General features: G+C 43.4%; 4 protein-coding genes. 3 read left to right on the top strand and 1 reads right to left on the bottom strand.

What is annotated here, in order from left to right; all coding sequences use genetic code 11:
- From ACFQNG_RS18545 to ACFQNG_RS18535, 3 genes are all read left to right on the top strand, one after another.
- Nucleotides 1-222: hypothetical protein (locus ACFQNG_RS18545; protein WP_379867401.1), on the top strand; the 222-nt coding region annotated here is incomplete at its 5' end.
- A 40-nt stretch (nucleotides 223-262) separates the two neighbouring features.
- A complete protein-coding gene (locus ACFQNG_RS18540) occupies nucleotides 263-937 on the top strand; it encodes a uracil-DNA glycosylase (protein ID WP_379867402.1) in 675 nt (224 codons plus the stop codon).
- 149 nt (nucleotides 938-1,086) lie between these two features.
- On the top strand, nucleotides 1,087-1,455 hold the full coding sequence (locus ACFQNG_RS18535; protein ID WP_379867400.1) for a hypothetical protein: 369 nt from the start codon (nucleotides 1,087-1,089) through the stop codon (nucleotides 1,453-1,455).
- A 239-nt stretch (nucleotides 1,456-1,694) separates the two neighbouring features.
- Here ACFQNG_RS18535 and ACFQNG_RS18530 read toward each other — a convergent pair.
- On the bottom strand, nucleotides 1,695-1,887 hold a 193-nt coding region (locus ACFQNG_RS18530), incomplete at its 5' end, for a hypothetical protein (RefSeq protein WP_379867399.1).

Below are 1,887 nucleotides of genomic sequence, written 5' to 3'. Positions count from 1 at the left end.
TCTTACGAGCTAAATGAACGAACACTTTCTCAGGTCACGGTTTACTCACTCTTTAGTTTTCAGGGAATACAAGATGCCCCAGCCAATTGGCTGGGGCTTTTTTATTGCGCGGATAAAAGCGTGAATCGGGAGTGGCTTTACCCCAGTCGTTCATCTCCACCAAGCTTGTCAAACACTTGTTCCTTTACACTGTTTGCCTACTATGTGACAATGAATGGGTAAAGAACACCAGAGATCAGACGGAGAGGAACAGGTGTATAAGATGTTTACTCTTACCAACGATTGGGCCTCGATATTACAAGCGGAGTTTGAGAAAACGTATTATAAAGAACTGATCGCTTTTTTGAAAGAAGAATATGAGCAACAAACGGTCTATCCTCAACAAGACGAAGTGTTTTCCGCGTTGAATTTGACTTCCTACCAAGATACCAACGTCGTGATCTTGGGCCAAGATCCCTATCATGGCCCCGGACAAGCACATGGATTAAGTTTTTCCGTCAAACCGGGGGTGAAACAACCTCCCTCACTGAAAAACATCTTCAAGGAATTGCAAGCGGATGTGGGGTGCGAAATCCCCAATCACGGGCACTTGGTGAAGTGGGCGGAGCAAGGCGTATTGATGCTGAATACGGTGTTAACGGTTAGGGAAAGCAATCCCAATTCCCATAAGGGCAAAGGATGGGAAATCTTTACCGATCAGGTGATCCGAGCCTTGAATGAGCGGGAGCAGCCGGTGGTATTCCTATTGTGGGGCCGGCATGCGCAAGAGAAGAAGAGTTTAATCAACCATGAACGCCACTTTATCATCGAATCGGCCCATCCCAGCCCCTTTGCGGCGAAAAAAGGTTTTTTTGGCACCAAGCCCTTTTCCAAAACAAATCAGATTTTGCGGGAGTTGGGCAGAAACGAAATTGATTGGCAGATTCCCAATATTTAACCATGAGAAGCTTGTGAGCTCTTATCGGGGGCTTGCAAGCCTTTTTTATGTGTAATTTAACATCGTTATAAAATATATATGACATTATATAAATATAATTAAGAATAAGCTAATCATTCATACAATATACCGGTGAAAGTGGTGATATGGTGTTTCGTATCATACGACCTCACCTTGTGTACATTCTCATCTCCTTTATCGCCTACGGGCTGATGTTTTGTGTCGCGCAAAGTTACCAATGGATACAAGGCTTATACTTGGAAGCGATCATTACCTCCGCGGTGGCCACCTTGGTTTATTGGTTGGCCGCTCAATATTTCATCAAACCCATTGAATTGGATCTCAATTCATTCATCGTGAAAAAAAGACAGATTATTCGAAAAGATTGCAAGAAGAAGAGGGTGACATTCATGAAATCACCGACTTATTTGGAAACAAGTTTACAGGTTTTCGTTCGAGATTTCCATATAAGGGAAATGCCGGTGCGAGTGGTGATGGAAGCCTTGTTGGCCAAATGATCAAATGAACGAATCGCGGCCGCAGATGACCTGTAATAGATTGAAAAGTTGCGCCAATCATTCAGACCCCAACGGGTGGTGCACCAAGTTGGGGTCTTTTTATGCCCTTAGATCGGGTCTTGTCTGTGTTTGAAAGGGAATCGTTTTGCAAAACCATAGAAAAACCTTCACTTTTTTGGTTGCTTTTGCGTGGACAATAAAAAAATAAAAAAAGGGGTTGCATTTATTTTTTAGGCATGTTATATTACTACATGTCGCCGTGAGATGCGGTGATGATCAACTGAAAAGCCTGCTGCATTGCGGGAATGCGCACCTTGAAAATTAGATATGGAATAAAGCAACGAGGGTAAGAAGGAAGCTTGAAACAACCTTCTTACACTTTCAGTCAAGTTGCAAATCACCGGAGAGATACCGAGCGGCATAGCGATATGC

The organism is Laceyella putida, assembly GCF_042665195.1.
GTDB classification, from domain to species: Bacteria; Bacillota; Bacilli; order Thermoactinomycetales; family Thermoactinomycetaceae; genus Laceyella; species Laceyella putida.
The sequence above is the reverse complement of the archived record's forward strand: the minus strand, read 5'-3'. Positions and strand labels throughout refer to the sequence as shown.

Bases quoted from the DNA above. Each gene is read 5' to 3' on its own strand.
- ACFQNG_RS18540 (WP_379867402.1), top strand. From the start codon at position 263: ATGTTTACTCTTACCAACGATTGGGCCTCGATATTACAAGCGGAGTTT.